At 71.3% G+C, this 15,387-nt stretch carries 11 protein-coding genes; 7 read left to right on the forward strand and 4 right to left on the reverse strand.

All coding sequences use genetic code 11. The features are described 5' to 3' along the window. Nucleotides 1-496: 496 nt before the first annotated feature. Both ACF07B_RS40640 and ptsP read left to right on the forward strand, forming a co-directional pair. A complete protein-coding gene (locus tag ACF07B_RS40640; RefSeq protein ID WP_369485172.1) occupies nucleotides 497-946 on the forward strand; it encodes a PTS glucose transporter subunit IIA in 450 nt (149 codons plus the stop codon). Between the two features lie 77 nt (nucleotides 947-1,023). Beyond that, complete coding sequence (gene ptsP, locus ACF07B_RS40645) at nucleotides 1,024-2,694, forward strand: phosphoenolpyruvate--protein phosphotransferase (RefSeq protein ID WP_369485174.1); 1,671 nt, start codon at nucleotides 1,024-1,026, stop codon at nucleotides 2,692-2,694. 81 nt (nucleotides 2,695-2,775) lie between these two features. Here the strand turns inward: ptsP and ACF07B_RS40650 are convergent, their stop codons facing one another. Together ACF07B_RS40650 and ACF07B_RS40655 are read right to left on the reverse strand one after the other, a co-directional pair. Continuing rightward, nucleotides 2,776-3,669 carry a hypothetical protein gene (locus ACF07B_RS40650; RefSeq protein WP_392182646.1) on the reverse strand — a complete coding sequence of 298 codons (894 nt, stop codon included), beginning with the start codon at nucleotides 3,667-3,669 and terminating at the stop codon, nucleotides 2,776-2,778. A gap of 25 nt (nucleotides 3,670-3,694) precedes the next feature. Then, the gene (locus ACF07B_RS40655) at nucleotides 3,695-4,903 is read right to left on the reverse strand and encodes an MFS transporter (protein ID WP_392182647.1); all 1,209 of its coding nucleotides are present in this window, start codon (nucleotides 4,901-4,903) and stop codon (nucleotides 3,695-3,697) included. Nucleotides 4,904-5,014: 111 nt separating this feature from the next. On the opposite strand from ACF07B_RS40655, the gene ACF07B_RS40660 reads away from it, so the two are divergent. Further along, nucleotides 5,015-6,334 (forward strand): aminotransferase class I/II-fold pyridoxal phosphate-dependent enzyme, encoded by a 1,320-nt coding sequence (locus ACF07B_RS40660; protein WP_392182648.1) that lies wholly within the window; start codon nucleotides 5,015-5,017, stop codon nucleotides 6,332-6,334. Here ACF07B_RS40660 and ACF07B_RS40665 read toward each other — a convergent pair whose 3' ends face one another. Then, nucleotides 6,335-8,302 carry an acetoacetate--CoA ligase gene (locus ACF07B_RS40665; protein WP_392182649.1) on the reverse strand — a complete coding sequence of 656 codons (1,968 nt, stop codon included), beginning with the start codon at nucleotides 8,300-8,302 and terminating at the stop codon, nucleotides 6,335-6,337. 213 nt (nucleotides 8,303-8,515) lie between these two features. On the opposite strand from ACF07B_RS40665, the gene ACF07B_RS40670 reads away from it, so the two are divergent. Continuing rightward, nucleotides 8,516-10,891, forward strand: a complete 2,376-nt coding sequence (locus ACF07B_RS40670; RefSeq protein WP_392182650.1) for a TIM-barrel domain-containing protein — start codon at nucleotides 8,516-8,518, stop codon at nucleotides 10,889-10,891. A 3-nt stretch (nucleotides 10,892-10,894) separates the two neighbouring features. On the opposite strand, the gene ACF07B_RS40675 is transcribed toward ACF07B_RS40670, so the two are convergent. Next, complete coding sequence (locus ACF07B_RS40675; protein ID WP_369485183.1) at nucleotides 10,895-11,431, reverse strand: NUDIX domain-containing protein; 537 nt, start codon at nucleotides 11,429-11,431, stop codon at nucleotides 10,895-10,897. A gap of 240 nt (nucleotides 11,432-11,671) precedes the next feature. Between ACF07B_RS40675 and ACF07B_RS40680 the strand changes: the two genes are divergently transcribed. The 3 genes from ACF07B_RS40680 to ACF07B_RS40690 all read left to right on the forward strand — a co-directional run bounded on the left by ACF07B_RS40680 (nucleotide 11,672) and on the right by ACF07B_RS40690 (nucleotide 15,088). Further along, nucleotides 11,672-12,118 carry a Zn-ribbon domain-containing OB-fold protein gene (locus ACF07B_RS40680; protein WP_392182651.1) on the forward strand — a complete coding sequence of 149 codons (447 nt, stop codon included), beginning with the start codon at nucleotides 11,672-11,674 and terminating at the stop codon, nucleotides 12,116-12,118. A 28-nt stretch (nucleotides 12,119-12,146) separates the two neighbouring features. After that, the gene (locus tag ACF07B_RS40685; protein WP_392182652.1) at nucleotides 12,147-13,337 is read left to right on the forward strand and encodes a lipid-transfer protein; all 1,191 of its coding nucleotides are present in this window, start codon (nucleotides 12,147-12,149) and stop codon (nucleotides 13,335-13,337) included. Between the two features lie 107 nt (nucleotides 13,338-13,444). Further along, on the forward strand, nucleotides 13,445-15,088 hold the full coding sequence (locus ACF07B_RS40690) for an EAL domain-containing protein (RefSeq protein ID WP_392182653.1): 1,644 nt from the start codon (nucleotides 13,445-13,447) through the stop codon (nucleotides 15,086-15,088). Nucleotides 15,089-15,387 lie beyond the last annotated feature (299 nt).

A 15,387-nucleotide genomic window follows, 5' to 3' on the forward strand; every position in this document is an offset into this window, starting at 1 on the left:
TGATTTTTGGCACGCTGTTGAGTTCTCAAGGAACGGACGCTTCCTTTGTACTCACCCTCTCGGGCTTTCCTCCGGGCGCTTCCCTTCGGTCTTGCTTTTCCGACTCTATCAGACCGTTTCCGTATCCGATTTCCTCGGTGCTTTTCAGGTTTCCGCTTTCGCGTTTCCCTTTCCGGCGAGTCCAAACTCTATCAGTCCTTTTCCCTCTCGCTGACCACCGTCCCGCAGACATGCGGAACATGACCCCGAGATAGGATCTGACAAGTTGGGTGCTGCCGGGCAACGACGCCTTGGTCACGCCGCTCAGCCTCAAGCAGGAGTACGACTCTACATGGGGTGCGGGAGCAGGCGCAAATCGTTTGCCCTGTCCTCTACGGCGCCAACCGGGATCTCTCGCGCGGAACCGGCACTTCATATGACATACCCTGCTCAACAGTGCGCTGTCCGGGACAGGCAGTGACGGCCCGTATAGATCTCCACCCCTCGGAGGCTTCCCATGACCACCGTGACGTCCCCTCTTGCAGGACGCGCCATCGGACTCGCCGCGGTACCGGACCCCGTCTTCTCCGGCGCGATGGTCGGCCCCGGCACGGCGATCGACCCTGTGCGTGAACCCTCGGAGGCTGTCGCCCCCGTGGACGGAGTGATCGTCTCCCTTCACCCGCACGCGTTCGTCGTCGTCGACAGTGAGGGCCACGGCGTGCTCACGCACCTGGGCATCGACACCGTGCAGCTCAACGGCGAGGGCTTCGAGCTGCTCGTCAACAAGGGGGACACCGTCACGCGCGGCCAGAGTGTCGTGCGGTGGAACCCCGCCGCCGTCGAGCAGGCCGGCAAGTCCCCGGTGTGCCCGGTCGTGGCCCTCGAAGCCACGGCGGACTCCCTCTCAGACGTCCGCGAGGACGGCGATGTGAAGGCCGGCGACACGCTCTTCGGCTGGCAGTGACATCGACGCTGTCCTGGACGGCGCTTCGACAACGATCACGGCGGCGGTACACGCCGCACTATTCGGAGACGGGTGAGATGGAGACAACGCTGCGAGGCGTCGGCGTGAGCCACGGTGTGGCGATCGGCGAGGTTCGGCACATGGGAACGGCGGTTCTCGAACCGCCTGCCAAGCAGATCCCCCCGGAGGACGCGGCCCGCGAACAGGCACGCGCCCGCAAGGCCGTGGAGGACGTGGCGGCCGACCTGATTGCGCGCGGCAATCTGGCGGGGGGCGAGGCCCAGGCGGTACTCGAAGCCCAGGCCATGATGGCCCAGGACCCGGAGCTGACGGCTGACGTGAACCGGCGGATCGCCGTCGGCAGCACGGCCGAGCGCGCGGTCTACGACGCGCTCGCCGCGTACCGGGCGCTGCTGGCCGGCGCCGGTGAGTACCTCGCCGGACGCGTGGCCGACCTCGACGACGTGCGGAACCGTATCGTCGCCCGGCTGCTCGGTGTGCCCATGCCGGGCGTCCCGGACAGCGACGAGCCCTACGTTCTTATCGCGCGTGACCTCGCGCCCGCCGACACGGCACTGCTGGACCCGACCCTGGTTCTCGGCTTCGTCACCGAGGAGGGCGGGCCGACCAGCCACAGCGCGATCCTGGCGCGTGCGCTGGGTGTGCCGGCCGTGGTCGCGCTCCCCGGCGCCGGTGAGCTCGCCGAGGGCACGGTGATCGCCGTCGACGGCAGCACGGGTGAGATCTTCGTGGAGCCGAGTGCGGAGAAGAAGGCGGATCTGGAGGCCGCGGCGGCGCACCGCAAGGCGGCACTCTCCACCTCGACGGGCCCGGGTGCCACCTCCGACGGGCACAAGGTCCCGCTGCTGGCCAACATCGGCGGTCCGGCGGACGTGCCGGCGGCCGTGGAGGCCGGTGCCGAGGGCGTCGGTCTGTTCCGGACCGAGTTCCTCTTCCTCGACGACAGCAAGAAGGCGCCGTCGGAGGAGAAGCAGGTCGAGGCGTACCGCCAGGTGCTCGAAGCCTTCCCCGAGGGCCGTGTCGTGGTGCGGGTGCTGGACGCGGGCGCGGACAAGCCGCTCGACTTCCTGACGCCCGCCGACGAGCCGAACCCGGCGCTCGGCGTGCGGGGCCTGCGTTCGCTGCTCGACCACCCCGATGTCCTGCGTACGCAGCTCACCGCTCTCGCGAAGGCCTCGGACGGACTGCCGGTCTACCTCGAGGTCATGGCTCCGATGGTCGCGGACCGTACGGACGCCAAGGCGTTCGCGGACGCGTGCCGGGCGGCCGGACTGCGGGCGAAGTTCGGCGCGATGGTGGAGATCCCGTCGGCCGCGCTGCGGGCACGGTCGATTCTGCAGGAGGTCGAGTTCCTCTCCCTGGGAACCAACGACCTCGCGCAGTACACGTTCGCCGCCGACCGGCAGGTGGGTGCGGTGTCCCGTCTCCAGGACCCGTGGCAGCCGGCACTGCTCGACCTGGTCGCGCTGTCCGCCGAGGCGGCGAAGGCCGAGGGCAAGAGCTGTGGTGTCTGCGGTGAGGCCGCGTCGGACCCGCTGCTGGCGTGTGTGCTGACCGGTCTGGGTGTCACCTCCCTGTCGATGGGTGCCGCGTCGATTCCTTATGTGCGGGCGACACTGGCGAAGTACACGCTGGCCCAGTGCGAGCGGGCGGCCTCGGCCGCGCGTGCCACGGATACGGCGGAGGAAGCGCGTACCGCGGCGCAGGCGGTGCTGTCGGGCGAGTAGCCGGACGACGCCTTCGGGCGACAGCGGTTTTCGGTACGGAGGAGGGGCGCTCCATCTGCGGATGGGGCGCCCCTCTCGCGTTCAGTGGGTGTGGCCCGTCCCCTTTCCCCTGTCTCCGAGGTCGGGCGGTACGCAATAGTCGACGCCCGATTCCGGGGAGACCAGATCCCCGGAATCGAGGTCGGTGCAGTAGGCGTCGAACACCTCCCCCGCTGTGAGGGGCTCCAGGTCCTCGCCGCGTAGGCGCCATCCGTAGACGCGGTCGGTGGTGTCGGGTGTGGTGGTGCGCATGACGAGTCCGCAGGCGCTCCGGGTGGCGATACCGAGGGCCAGGACGGTGGTGAATTCGAGGGCTTCGGATTCGTCGAGGCAGGTCGTGCCCTCGATGCGTCCCTCGGTCCGGAGTGCGGCGACGAGTGTGTCGGGGGCGGAGGTGACGCTGCATACGAGGTGGAGTTCTCCTGGGCCGGCGGTTTCCACGACCCGGGTGACGAGGTGGGCCGCGCGGATGAAGGAGGCTCGGCCGATGTCCTCACCGCAGGTCGCGCAGGTGCCGACGCGGGCCAGGAGCATGGTGGCGTACTCCCAGGTGGCCCGGCGGACCGCTTCGTCGACGAGGTCCGGGACCAGTTCGTCGAGGGGCTGTCCGTCGTAGGGGATGGTGGGGCCGGTCGCCGCGATTTGGGCGGTGAAGCGGGTACGGCTGACCGGGGTGTCGGGTTCCAGGCCGCTGTCGGCGCAGAATTCGGCGTATTCCTCGGGGTCGAAGAGTGCCACCGTGGTGTGGCTGCCCTGGGCTGCGAGTGCCTTGAGCAGGCTTTCGACCTGCTGGAGATAGGTCGTGTGGTCGTCGAAGGCGAAGGTGCGATAGCGCCGCATCGCCCGGAAGTCCTGTTCGTCGGTCAGCAGGCCGATGGTGCCGGCGATTTCGCGGCGCAGGACGCGTCGCATGGTGTGCTGCTGGGTGTGCGCCATTGAATTTCCCCCTGTGCGCAGTCGATCAATGCTCACTCACAGTAACGGGATGCACTGACAACGCGGGGCGGGTGAGCCGGTCGCGCACGAGGCGGTGCTGGAACACGCAGGTCGTGGCTATGGTCGCGCCGAAGAGAGTCCAGCCGAGGGGTCCGGCCGCGATGGCTGCCGTGACAGCGAGTGGCCCGACGCTGCGCTGTACGGCTTGCGCGAGTCCGTGGACGCCGAGGTAGCTGCCCTGCGCGGTGTCCGGGGCGAGGGCCACGGAGAGTTCCCACGAGACCGTGGCGTGGAGCATCTCCGTCACGGTGAAGGTGACGGCCGCCGCGGTGAGGAAGAGGGTCACGGCCGTGGTTCCGCCTGTCGCGGAGAGCGCCAGGGTGACGCCTCCGAGGGCGAAGAACGCGGAGAGCGGGACGAGCAGGCCTCGGGCCGCGGCCGTGGTGGCGCCGAGCCGGGCCAGGGGGACCTGGAGGGTCACGACCATCACGTTGTTCAGAACCATCAGCAGGGGTGCGAGGCCGTGGGGCGCGTGTTCGGAGTGGGCGACGCACAGGGGCAGCCCGACTTTGAACACGGCGTCGTCGAGGAAGAGGACGGCCTCTGTGGCGACGTAGGCGAGGTAGGTACGGTCGCGCCACGGCCCGACGGGTCGCGTCGCGGGAGCCGGGTCCTTGGACGTGGCGATCGTGCGGGTGGCCGAGGGCGGTTCGCCGCAGCGGGCCGTCGCGAGGGCGACGGCCACGAAGGAGAGGGCGTCGCCGGTGAGCAGCCACTGGTACGCGGCGGTGGTGCCGATGGTGAGGGCTCCCGCCGCGGCGAGGCCTCCGAGGGCCCAACCGGCGTTGGCGACGGTGCGGTTGACGGCTTGGTAGCGGACGCGGTCGGGTCCTGAGACCCGGGTGGCGTACAGCTTGGTGAGGACGTTGGCGGCGCGGTCGCCGAAGCTGCCCGCGGCGGAGTACGCCAGCAGGAGGGCGTAGTTGTCCGTGGTGAGCAGGGCGAAGGAGGCGAGGGCGCGCAGGAGTTGGAGCGCGATCAGAACGTGGGTCAGGGGCAGTCGGTCGGCGAGGCGCCCGCCCAGCGGTGCGCCGGCGATTCCGACCGCTCCGGCCGCGGCCACGAGGGTGCCGATCTGTGCGACCGAGAGACCGGCGACGTAGGTGAAGTACAGGACGGAGACGGAGGCCCACAGGCCGCTGCCGATGCGGTCGACCAGGGCGATCCAGAGCATTCTTCGGCCGTCGGGGCCTCCTGGAATGCGTGTCGACCATGCGGCTGCGCGGCGCGTCGGGTTCACGACTCCCCCTTGCTTCCAGTTATGTATTGATACATACTTAGTAACGTGGCAACACAATATTCGATCAGTGGTACGACGGCCAAGGCAATTGCCGCGTCCGTGGAACGAGGCGTGGCCGAGGGGGCCCTGGAGCCGGGCACGGCGCTGCCCCCGGTGCGCGGCTTGGCCGAGCGGCTGGGCGTCAGTCCCGGAACGGTCGCGACGGCGTACAAGGAACTGCGGCAACGGGCGATCGTGGTGACCCGCGGACGCGGTGGGACTGTGATCGCCGCCGCGCCCTCGGTGGCGTCACGGCGCCCACCACGCGTGCCGGACGGACTGCGCGACCTGGCGGGCGGGCATCCTGATCCCGCACTGCTCCCCCACCTGGTACCGCCGTCGCAGCTCTCCCCGGGTGCCCGCTCACATCGCAGTGCACCGCGTCTGGCGCGGTTGGAGGAGGCCGTACGCGACCGGCTGGAGCCCGACGGGGTGCCGGCGGAGCATGTGACGTTCGCCCATGGCGCGCTCGACCTGATCGGGCGGTCGCTGTCGGTGGAGTTGCGTCCGGGGGACGCGGTCGCGATGGAGGACCCGGGCTATCACCATCTGCTGGACCTGGTCACGGCGCTGGGACTGCGCACGGTTCCGGTCGCGGTGGACGACCAGGGTGTACTGCCGGATGCCCTGCGGTCGGCTCTGCGGGCGGGGGTACGTGCGGTGGTGTGCAGTCCGCGGGCGCAGAATCCTTGCGGCGGCAGCTTCTCGGCGGGACGGCGGGACGCTCTCGTCGACGTGCTCCGGGAGGCACCCGATGTGCTGGTCGTGGAGAACGATCACGCGTCGTCCGTCGCCGGCGCGCCGCTGCGCACACTGACCGCGGGCGGTCTGAACCGCTGGGTCCATGTGCGCACGGTGAGCAAGTTCCTGGGAACCGACCTGCGGTGGGCGGCCGCGGCATGCGACCCGACGACACTGGCCCGTCACGACGGACGCATGCTGCTGACGTCGGGCTGGGTCAGTCACCTGTTGCAGGAGACGGTGCTCGGGCTGATGACGGACGAGAGCACGCGCGCGCTGGTGGGGCGTGCCCAGGAGACGTACGCGCTGCGCCGGGACGCGCTGCTCCGTGAGTTCGCGGACCGCGGCACACAGGCCCACGGCGTGAGCGGGCTGAACGTCTGGGTGCCCGTGCGGGACGAGTCGGCGGTGGTGAACGGACTTCGTTCGTACGGTTGGTGGGTCGCGGCGGGCGCGCGTTTCCGGACCTCGGCCGCACCTGGTGTACGCATCTCGGTGGCGGAACTCACCGCCGCCGACTCCGTGCGGCTGGCCTCCGACTTCGCCGCCGTGCTCGGCGAGTCGGAGGCGACCTACGGTGGCTGATCAGTCGCGCTCACGGGCCAGCTTCTCGTAGAAGCGCAGAAGTTCGACGTTGTCCACGGATCCGAGGTTGACGGCCTTCTCCATGGACGCGCCCTGGAGGAGGCGCTTGACGGGGACCTCGATGCGCTTGCCGGTCAGGGTGTGCGGCACTCCGGGTACTTCGATGACCTCGTCGGGAACGTGCCGCGGGGAGAGCTGTTCGCGGATGGTGCCCTTGATGCGGTTCAGGAGGTCCTCGTCCAGCACGGCTCCGGGTGCGAGATGGACGAAGAGCGGCATCCAGTAGCCGCCGTCGGGCTGTTCGACACCGATGACCAGCGATTCCCTGATCTCGGGAAGGCGCTCGACGGCCTCGTAGATGTCGGCCGAGCCCATCCGCACGCCCTGCCGGTTGAGCGTGGAATCGGAACGGCCGTGGATGACGACCGAGCCTCGTGAGGTGACGGTGATCCAGTCACCGTGGCGCCACACTCCGGAATACGTGTCGAAGTAGCTGTCGTGGTAGCGGCTGCCGTCGGGGTCGTTCCAGAAGCGGATGGGCATCGACGGCATCGGGTTGGTGACGACCAGTTCGCCGACCTCGTCGGTGAGGGGCTTTCCGCTGGGGTCCCAGGACTGGAGGTCGGTGCCGAGGCCGACGGCCTGGAGTTCGCCGATGTACACCGGGAGCGTCGGTACCGCTCCGGCGAAGCAGGAGCACACATCGGTGCCGCCGCTGACGGAGGCGATCCACAGGTCCTCGCGGACCTCGTCGTGCAGCCAGCGGAATCCGTCGGGCGGCAGGGGCGAGCCGGTCGTGGCGACGCACCGCACACGGCCGAGGTCGAAGTCGCGCGAGGGGTGGACGCCCGCCTTGCGGCAGGCCATCACGTACGCGGCGGACGTGCCGAAGAGGGTCGCTCCCGTGCGTTCGGCGATACGCCACTGGGCTCCCGTGTCCGGATAGCCGGGGCTGCCGTCGTACAGCACGATCGTGGTGCCCGTGAGCAGGCCGGAGACGAGGAAGTTCCACATCATCCAGCCGGTGGACGTGTACCAGAAGAAGCGGTCCTCGGGACCCAGGTCGCATTGCAGGCCGAGCTGCTTGAGGTGCTCGACGAGGATGCCGCCCTGGGACTGCACGATCGCCTTGGGAAGGCCCGTCGTGCCGGAGGAGTAGAGCACCCACAAGGGGTGGTCGAAGGGGACCTGCTCGAAGACGGGCTCCACGTCGGCGGAGGTCAGCGCCGACCACTCCAGGGCGTCCGCCGGCGCGTCCGTGCCCAGCAGCGGGATGTGGACGACGGCCTTCAGTGTGGGCAGTTCACTGCGTAGCTCGGCGACCGTGTCACGGCGGTCGTGCTCCTTGCCTCCGTAGCGGTAGCCGTCGACGGCGAACAGGACCACGGGTTCGACCTGCTGGAAGCGGTCGAGGACGCTGCGGGCGCCGAAGTCGGGGGCGCAGGAGGTCCAGACCCCGCCCACGGCGGCCGTGGCGAGCAGGGCGACCACGGCTTCGGGGATGTTCGGGAGATAGCCGCTGACCCGGTCTCCCGGGCGGACGCCGAGGGCGCGCAGCTCGGCGGCCAGGGAGCCGACCTGGCGGCGCAGGTCGGACCACGTCACGGGGACGGACTCGTGGGTCTCGTCGACATACAGGAGGGCCGGTTCGTCCGCCCGGGTCTCCGCGGCGCGCAGCGCGTGCTCCGCGTAGTTGAGGGTCCCTCCGGGGAACCACGTGGCACCGGGCATGGCGCGGTCGCCGAGCACGCGCGTGTAGGGGGTCGAGAACCGGACGTCGAACCATTCGGTGACGGCCTTCCAGAACGTCTCCAGCTCGTCGACCGACCAGCGGTGCAGGGCCGCGTAGCCTCCGTCGGCCGGCGCTCCGTGCCGTTCGGCCGCCCAGGCCTGGAACTTCGTGACCTGCGCCTGGGCGATGCCCTCGGCGGAGGGCTGCCAGAGCGGTGAGGGGTTCGTGGTGGACATGGGGCGGCTCCCGGACTGTGCGCGTCGTGTGCGTCGGTCGCGCACGAGCGGGGGTGTGCGCGTCACGCGGCTGACACGGACGATGCCATGTGATCGACTTCTTTACCAGGGCACACCGCACATAGTCGGCGACATGAAGATGTGGCGTGACAACAGGTGAACGGCAGTTGAACGGCTCACTCAACGGGCGACCGTAGTGGCAGGGTGAGCAGCATGGACGGTCGTGACCTGGTGCGTTCGGTGAAAGCGGTCGGCTCGGGGGGTACCACTCAGGGGTTGCTCACAGTGCGAGCCGCGTGGCGCAGGAGGCGCGCCGACGCCTCCGGTCTGCCGCAGCGGGGGGCCGAGCGGGCGCGGGTGCCGGGGCCGGTGCTCGGTGTGGAGCCGGGCCCCGGTGGCGGAGTCGTCCGCTTCACGCGCTCGGAACTGCGGATCACCGTCACGGTGGGCGGGGCGGTCTTCTGGGGCTGGGACGCGGTCGCTCCGGAGCCGTCGTACGCCCTCGCGGGCCGCTCCCCGGAACCCGACCCGCGGGCCGTTCTGGAGCCGGACAAGGACGGCGGCTGGCGCGTCGTGGCCGAGCGGGTCACGGTAGCGGTCTCACGGCACGGCGCGGTCCAGGTCCTGACGCCCGGCGGAGTGGTCCTGCGCCGGGATCTGCCGCCCCGGTGGTGGGAACCCGTCGACGGCGGCATCGCCCGCTGGATGCAGCGTTCGGAAGTGGCGGCCGACGCCCGGTTCTTCGGTCTGGGCGGCCGGGCCTCGGGGCTCCGGCTGCGCGAGGGGACGTACCGGTTGTGGAACACGGACCCGGGACAGGCCTTCGGGCCGGGCGACGATCCGCTGTACCTCACGATGCCGGTGCAGATGGTCGTCGCCGACGCGGGCACGCACCTCGTGTTCCACGACACGTCCTGGGACGGCACGGTGATCCTGCGCGAGGGCGGGGAAGGGGCCGGTTCGGGGCACGACCGGGCGGGATCGAGCGAGCTGCGCATGGACGGCGGCCCGCTCCGCTGCTGGGTGATGGTGGGGACTCCCGCGCGCGTGCTGCACTCCTGGGCGTCGCTGACCGGTGCCGCGGCGCTGCCGCCCGCGTGGGCGCTCGGGTACCAGCACGCGCGGTGGGGCTTCGGCAGCGAGCAGGAGGTGCGCAGGATCGTCGCGGGCTACCAGGAGCGGGGACTGCCGCTGGACGCCGTGCACCTGGACATCGACCACTACGACGCCCATCAGGTGTTCACCGTCGATCGCGACAGGTTCCCGAAGCTTCCCCTGCTCGCCGAGGAGCTGCGGCGCGACGGAATCCGGCTGGTGTCCGTCATCGACCCGGCCGTCAAGGCGGAGCCGGGCAACGCCGTGTACGACAGCGGTCTCGCCGAGGACGCCTTCGTCCGGGACGCCTCGGGGCAGCTCGTACGAGGCGTCGTATGGCCCGGGGAGGCCGTCTACCCGGACTTCACGGACACGCGGGCGCGCGCGTGGTGGGGCGGTCTCTACGAGGAGCGGCTCGCCCAGGGGTTCGCGGGGTTCTGGCACGGCATGAACGAGCCGACGTCGTTCACGGCGTTCGGGGAGCCGACACTGCCGCGTTCGGCGCGGCACGCCCTGGAGGGCCGCGGGGGTGACCACCGCGAGGCGCACAACGTGTACGCGCTGGGCATGGCCCGGGCAGCCTACGAGCGCCTGTGCGAACTCGCGCCCCAGGAGCGGCCGTTCCTGTTCTCGCGTTCCGGCTGGGCCGGACTGCAGCGCTACGCGGGGACGTGGTCCGGGGACGTGGCCACGGGCTGGCCGGGGCTGCGGGCGTCGTTGTCCCTGGTGCTGGGGCTCGGGCTGTGCGGGGTTCCCTACTCGGGACCGGATGTGGGCGGCTTCGACGGCAGCCCCTCGCCCGAGCTCTATCTGCGGTGGTTCCAGCTCGGGGCGTACCTCCCGCTGTTCCGCACGCACGCGAGTCTGCGGGCCGGGCGCAGGGAGCCCTGGGAGTTCGGTGACGAGGTGCTGGGGCACGCGCGCGTGGCGCTCGTCGAACGGCGGCGGCTGCTCCCGTACTTCATGACGCTGGCGCACATGGCGCGGCGCACGGGCGCTCCGTACGCCCGGCCGCTGTGGTGGGGCAGTCCCGAGGACCGGGGGCTGCGTGACTGCGAGGACGCCTTCCTGCTCGGCGACAGCCTCCTGGTGGCGCCGGTGCTGGACCCGGGTGCGGTCCGGCGGACGGTGCGGCTGCCGCGCGGGCGTTGGTACGACACGGTCACCGAGGAGGCGTACGAGGGGCCCGCACAGGTGGTGGTCGACGCCCCCTTGTCGCGGATTCCGGTGCTCGCGCGGGCCGGTGCCGTCCTGCCCGTACGCGGTGCCGACGGGGGCCTGGAGCTGGAGGCGTGGGCGCCCCCGCGGGGAAGCGGCGGAAGCGGTCTGCTCGTGCCGGACTCGGGCTACGGGTGGGAGGAACCGGAGGCCCAGCGCCATGTGTCCCGCCGGGAGGACGACGAGGTGGTGGTGCGGCGGGCCGGCGGCGATGGGAGCTTGAGCGAGCCGGCGTACCCGGTACGGGTGCGGGGTCTGGGGGGACCCCGTCCCTGACCCTCAGATGTACCGCCCTTCGAACCAGGCACGGGCCGCCAGGGTGTGGAGCGGGAAGGCGAGTTCGGCCGGCCGGCGCAGCAGATGCCAGCCTTCCGTCTCGTCGGTGGCGGCGGACCGCGGAAGTTCGGCGGCGGGACGTTCCGGAAGGAGCCCGAAGAGCAGCAGATGGCCCGCTGGAGAGCTCATCGCGTCGGCGAGGCGCACTTCCCTGCTCGCCGCGTCGATGCCCGTCTCCTCCTTGAGCTCGCGCACGACGGCACCCCGCCAGTCCTCCCGGTGGTCGATGAATCCCCCGGGCAGGGCCACTCCCCCGCGCGCGGGTGCGATGGTCCGGGTGATGACGACCAGGGCGGCACCCCGTTCGTCGTAGACGGGCTGCAGGGCCACCGCGACCGGCAGCGGATTGCGGTAGGCGACCGTGCCGCAGGCGGCGCAGGTGCGGGGCCAGCCGGAGATGCCCTCTCCGTAGGGGGCGCCACAGCTCGAGCAGTGCGAATCGGGCGCGAAGTCGGCAGGCGGGTGCGGGGTTTCGGACACGCCGCGGACTGTAGTCCATCCCGGAACCGACGTCTTCGGGTTGGTCCCGACGAGGCGGTCGAGGTGTTACGGCTCGGCCGGGGTGGGTGGGACGGCCGGGGCCCACTCGCGCCGCGGTCCGCCGCGTCAGGTGCTCCGGCGCCCGCAACCGCCCGTCGGTCCGTGCGGACGCCCTGCCCAATTGCCCTGCCTCGTGGCACACTTCTGACGTTCCGTCAGATCTAGTGTCCTGGAGGGACCGTGTCGCGCACACGTACACCCGTCGTCGCCGGGTGGTTCACGGGGGAAGGGAACGACTTCCGCCTGCTCGGCACACGGTGCTCGGAGTGCGCCTCGGTGTTCTTCCCCCGCGAGGACGCCTTCTGCCGCAATCCGGGGTGCGCGGGCGGCGAGCTGGCGGAGGTGCCCCTGTCACCCCGAGGGCGGATCTGGTCGTACACCGACAGCCGCTACCGGCCACCGTCACCCTATGTGACCGATCCGGAACTCTCGTGGGAGCCCTACACGTTGATCGCTGTGGAACTGGAATCCGAGCGCCTCGTGGTGCTCGGCCAGGCAGTCCCCGGGATCACCGTCACCGATCTGGAGGTGGGCATGGAGGTGGTCGTCGTCCCCGGTGTGCTGCACGAGGACGAGGAGACGGCCTGGACGACGTGGCACTGGCGGCCCGCGGAGGTGACGGCATGAAGGACCCGGGGCAAACGGAGGTGACGGAGTGACCGGTGATGTGGCGGTGCTGGGTGTGGGGATGCACCCGTGGGGCAAATGGGGGCGCCGTTTCGTCGAGTACGGGGTCGCCGCGGCGCACGCGGCGCTGGCCGACGCGGGGATCGGCTGGCGGGACGTCGACTCGGTCGTGGGCGCGTCCACCGTGCGCGGAGGCTATCCGGGGTATGTGGCGGGGGCGACGTTCGCGAAGGCGCTGGGATGGCAGGGAGCGCGCGTGGCGAGTGTGTACGCGGCCTGCGCCTCCGGGGCGCAGGCGCTGGGCACAGCGCGTGCCCAGATTCTCTCCGGCCTCGCCGAGGTGGTCCTCGTGGTGGGCGCGGACGCGGCGCCCAAGGGGTTCTTCCGCCCCGCCGGCGGGGACCGGCCGGACGATCCGGACTGGCTGCGCTTCCGCGTCCTCGGGGCGACGAATCCGACGTACTTCGGGCTGTACGCGCGACGCCGGATGGCTCTGTACGGCGACACCCCGGAGGATTTCGCCCAGGTCAAGGTGAAGAACGCGGCCCTGGGCGCGCTCAACCCGAACGCCCGCTACCGCAAGCGGGTCACGGCCGAGGAGGTCGCCGCGTCGGCCGTGGTCGCCGATCCACTGCGGCTGCTCGACATCTGCGCGACCTCGGACGGCGGCGCCGCCGTGGTGCTGGCCGGCATGGAGTTCGCACACCGGCACGGGCTCGCCGACCCGGTGCGGATCCGCGCGGTGTCGACGGTGTCACCGCGCTACCCGAACACCGTGCTGGACCTGCCGGACATCGCCACGGACTCGGCCGCCACCGTGGAGCCCGCGGCCGGGACCTTCCGGGCGTCCATCGCCCAAGCGGCTTACGAGGAGGCGGGTATCGGCCCCGAGGATCTCTCGTTCGCGGAGGTCTACGACCTGTCGACCGCGCTGGAACTGCAGTGGTACGAGGACCTCGGGCTGTGCGGGGAGGGCGAGGCCGCCAAACTCCTGCGGGAAGGCGCCACGGCCCTCGGCGGACGCATACCGGTGAACGCCAGCGGCGGGCTCGCCTCCTTCGGAGAGGCCGTTCCGGCGCAGGCCATCGCCCAGGTGTGCGAGCTGACCTGGCAGTTGCGCGACGACGCGGGTGACCGGCAGGTCGCCGGGGCACGGGTGGGGATCACCGCGAACCAGGGGCTGTTCGGGCACGGCTCCTCGGTCGTGGCGGTCCGGTGACCACGCGGCGTCAGCCCCCTGCACGCCTCCTGTGACGGCCCCGGAATCCTGCGTGAACACCTCGTGAACCGCCCACCGGCGTACGCCGTCGGCGGGACCATGCTGGTGTGACCTCCTGGACGGATATGGTCCGTTTCGCCTTCCAACCGGTCGTCAATCTGACGACCGGTGGGGTCGCGGCGCTGGAGACGCTCGCCCGTCCGGAGTCCGGCGACATCCTGGCGCGAGCCCGTCGCGAGCCCGAACTGGACGGCCGGCTGGCCGCGTTGGCCATCCGGGCCGCCGCCCGCAGGGAGACACTGCTCCCCCTGCACGTCAACGTGTTCGCCGGAACCTTGGCCGATCTCGGCCGCCTCACCGCGCTGCGCGACGAGGTACGGCAAGCCGGGCGGCTTCCCTGGGAGATCACCGTCGACGTCGTCCCTCCGTACACCCATGTGCCGCAGCACGCCCTGCTGGAGGCGGTCGCCGCCGTGCGCGGCGAGGGCTTCCGGATCTGCGCGGACGGGATCGGCGACGGCGACGTGCCGCTGCGCCTGCTCACGGATCTCGCGCCGGAGCTGATGAAGCTCGACGTGTCCCTCCTGTCGCGGCCCGCGGCGGTCCGGGCGATGCGGACGCTGTGCGAACAGCTCGGCGCGCTCCTGTCCGTCGAAGGCGTGGAGACGGAACTGCAGTGCGCCGCCGCGGTGTCGGCGGGTGCGCAGCTCGGGCAGGGCGAGCTGTTCGCCCCGCCGTCCCGGCTGCCCTCGGCCGACGTATACGTTCCGGCGCTGTCGCCCGCCGTCCACGGCGCACCCCGGTCCGGGCCGTCCGTGGGGCAGTTCGTCCGCCCGGCCGCGCTGCTGCCGGCCACCGCGTCGGCCGGAGAGGTCCGAGCCCTGCTCACCGGGTCGCCCGACGTGTCCGGTGTGCTGCTCGTGGACCCGTTCGGGATACCGGTCCGCTCGGTGCACCGGTCACGCTTCCTGCTGTCGATGTCCGGGCGCTACGGGCACGCCCTGTACGCCGACCGGCCTGCCGCCAGACTCGGTGACCCGCCCCGTACGGTCGGCGTCGACGCCACGGCCTGGGAGGTCCTCGACGTCGTCGCGGACGGGGACCGGGACCGTACGTCCGACGATGTCGCGGTCGTCGACCGGTACGGGCGGTGCGTGGGCGTCGTACGCCTCGCGGACCTCGTACGGGCCCTGTCGGAGAGCCGGGTCGAGGAGGCGGCGGGGCTCAACCCGCTGACCCGGCTGCCCGGTTCGGACACGATCACCGGGGAAGTGGACCGGCGGATCGCGGAGGGCCGGATGTTCGCGCTGAGCTGGCTGGACATCGACCACTTCAAGCAGGTCAACGACGGAGCGGGGTTCGCGGCCGGCGACGAGCTGATCCGGGCGGTGGGACAGGTGCTCCAGCACTCGGCGTCCGAGGCGACTCTGGTCGGCCACATCGGCGGCGACGACTTCCTGGTCCTCGCCGACCCCGACACCCTCGACCCGCTGGCCGCGTCGGTGCTCGACACCCCCTGGGCCGCGGGCGGCCGCGCGGTCACGCTGTCCCTGGCGACGGTGCTGTGCGCGCCCGGCAGCGTGACCGACCACCGGCAGGCGGCCACCTCCCTGGCGCCCCTCAAGCAGGCCGCCAAGGCTCTGGACGGGGCGAGCTGGGTGCTGGGGCGCGCGGGGTGGCCCGGGCACGAGGTCCGGCGCGGTGCCGGGACCGGTCCGATGGAGTCGTACGGGCAGACGCTGACCGGCTGAAGAGGCTGAACCGGCCGTGTGTCTCACCCCGCTCGACCGGGCGATCACCCGATCACCCGATCAGCAGACCACCCGGCTGTCCGACTGCCCCATCGCTCGACCGCCGGATCATCCAGCTCTGGCGGCCGATCGCATGGCCCCCACGACCGTCTGGCCGGAAACGGTCCACCCGTACGGCGCCGGCGCCCCTCCGCGGCACGTCGACTTCTCGCCTCCAACCCGTGCGGTCCGCGACCTTGACGCCCCCTGGGCGCCGGAGAACACTTCCGGGTGTCGTCGGCATCGCCGCAATCGGGCGC

It is taken from the genome of Streptomyces sp. NPDC015532 (genome assembly GCF_043078065.1).
GTDB lineage: Bacteria > Actinomycetota > Actinomycetes > Streptomycetales > Streptomycetaceae > Streptomyces.